Raw genomic sequence first — 2,666 nt, 5'->3', positions numbered from 1 at the left:
CACCCTTTCTGCAGAACTCATTCTTCTGGAGATCACGGAAATCAAGAACCTTGGGCTTTTGATGAAGAAGTAATTAATATTACTAGAAAATTTGTAAATCTTCGTTACCAATTGCTGCCTTATTTGTATACTATGTTTTGGCAATATATTGAGGAGGGAGTTCCTATGCTAAAACCGCTGGTTTATTATGATCAAGATGATACACAAACACATTATCGCAACGACGAGTTTATCTTTGGAAACCAGATTTTAGTCTGCCCTATACTTGAACCTAATGCTGTAGGTAGACGTATGTATATTCCTAGAGGTGAATGGTATAACTATTGGACAAATGAATTGTTTATTGGAGGAAGAGAAATTTGGATTGATACCAAATTTGATGAGATTCCTGTCTTTGTAAAAGCTGGAGCGATTATTCCAAAATATCCTGTTCAACAGTATGTAGGCGAATTAGAATTTGATGAATTAACGTTGGATGTTTACTATAAAAATGGTAAAGAACAGTCGGCTGTATATGAAGATGCTCAAGATGGTTACGATTACAAAAAAGGACGTTACAGTTATTTGTCGTTCCGACATGTTGGAAAAGAAAAGGAATTGATTATTCAACTTCATAAAGAAGGGAAGTATATAACTCCTTACAGTAAATATAAAATCAATCTTATTGGATTGCCTTTTAAAGTTGTAGAAATAGAAATTGACAATGAAAAGATTGAATTTGACAAAATTAGTTTTGAGCAAAATAATTTCTTAATAGTTGACAAAGAGTTTAATGAACTTCATATTGTTGGCGAATAGTTAAATTTTGATATTTTTTTATTTTAATGTATAAAATATTTTATTTTTTTTAATCGTATTTTTGTTATAAAAATAGCTCGAATTATGAAAAAATATATGTTTTTAGGGGTTTTTGGGGCGCTTGTTATGGCTTGCGCGACAAATCCAATTACTGGAAAACAAAATTTGAATTTTGTTTCAAATAGCGAATTGTTTCCAACTTCTTTCCAGCAATACAGTACTTTTTTGTCTGAAAATAAAGTTATTACAGGAACGGCAGATGCAAAACTTGTTGAGAATGTTGGATTTAAAATTAAGGCTGCTGCCGAAAAGTATCTAACATATTTAGGACAGTCACAGTATTTAAAAGATTATCGCTGGGAATATAAATTGGTTGATAATAAAGAAGTTAATGCTTGGTGTCTGCCAGGAGGCAAAATTGTGGTTTATTCAGGAATATTACCTGTTACACAAAATGAATCTGGTTTAGCAACAGTTATGGGGCACGAAGTTTCACACGCTTTAGCCAATCACGGAGCACAAAGAATGAGCGCTGCGCAACTTCAGCAAATTGGCGGTGCTGTTTTAGATGCTGCTACAACAAATAAATCTGCACAAACAAGAGAAATATTTTCACAAGCTTATGGAATGGGAACTGAAGTAGGAGTAATGCTTCCTTTTAGCAGAAGCAATGAAAGCGAAGCAGATAAAATTGGTTTGACATTGATGGCAATTGCAGGCTATAATCCGGATGATGCAGTTGCATTTTGGACAAGAATGTCAGCAAAATCTGGCGGTTCTTCGACTCCAGAATTCATGAGTACTCACCCTTCTGATGCAACAAGAATCGCTAACATCAAAGCTTTGATTCCAGAAGCAAAAGCAATCGCACTTAAAGTCGGAACTATAAAATAATGCAGAGAATGCAAAGAAAAATATACTTAAAAGCTATTCATTATTGAATGGCTTTTTTGTTTTAAAGAAGTTCATCATTTAATAATATATGATTTAAAGAATTTCTATTTGTTTATCGTAAAAAATGGATAAATTCGTAACCTATTTAACAAAACCTTTTCTATGAAGAACCTACAAAAAGGAGATAAGAAACTTTTAAATGCTTGGGCATTTTATGACTGGGCCAATTCAGTTTATACCTTAACTATTGCATCTGCAGTATTTCCAATTTTTTATGAAGCTTTATTTAGCGATCGCGATCATTATATAGATGTTTTCGGAATGCATCTTAAAAATTCAGCTTTAATTAGTTTTATTACAGCTTTTGCTTTTATGGTGGTTTCGTTTATTTCTCCATTATTATCAGGAATCGCAGATTACGTTGGAAACAAAAAGTCATTTATGAAGTTCTTCTGTTACGTAGGAGCTTTATCTTGCATGGGATTATATTGGTTTGATTTAGAAAATATTTATGTTGGACTTTTATTTTATTTCCTTGGATTGCTTGGTTACTGGGGAAGTTTAGTTTTCTATAACTCATATCTTCCAGATATTGCTTTTGAGGAACAGCAGGACAGAATTAGTGCAAAAGGTTATTCTTTAGGCTATATTGGAAGTGTTATTTTGTTGATCATCAATTTGGCCATGATTATGAAACCAAAACTTTTTGGTATTTCAGGAACAGATGGTGAAGCAGCAATGAAAGCCATGCGTTATTCTTTTGTAATGGTTGGAGTTTGGTGGATTTTATTTAGCCAATACACTTATTATTATTTGCCAAAAGGGAGTAAAGAATCGGGCCAAAAACTAACAAAATCTGTTGTATTTAATGGTTTCAAAGAATTAAAAAAGGTTTGGGCGTTATTACAGGAAAATATTCCTTTGAAACGATATTTGGGAGGTTTCTTTGTTTCTAGTATGGCAGTACAAACGGT

General features: G+C 32.8%; 3 protein-coding genes. All 3 read left to right on the top strand.

What is annotated here, in order from left to right; genetic code table 11:
* The coding region (locus B3J44_RS11910) for a TIM-barrel domain-containing protein (protein ID WP_286968633.1) at positions 1-798 on the top strand (798 nt) is incomplete at its 5' end.
* An 84-nt stretch (positions 799-882) separates the two neighbouring features.
* Entirely contained in the window at positions 883-1,692 is an 810-nt protein-coding gene (locus tag B3J44_RS11905; RefSeq protein ID WP_286968632.1) for a M48 family metallopeptidase, read from the top strand.
* Positions 1,693-1,854: 162 nt separating this feature from the next.
* On the top strand, positions 1,855-2,666 hold an 812-nt coding region (locus tag B3J44_RS11900; protein WP_286968631.1), incomplete at its 3' end, for an MFS transporter.

The organism is Flavobacterium sp. UBA4854 (genome assembly GCF_002399805.1).
Lineage (GTDB): Bacteria > Bacteroidota > Bacteroidia > Flavobacteriales > Flavobacteriaceae > Flavobacterium > Flavobacterium ginsengisoli.
This window is presented reverse-complemented; position numbering and strand designations above follow the sequence as displayed.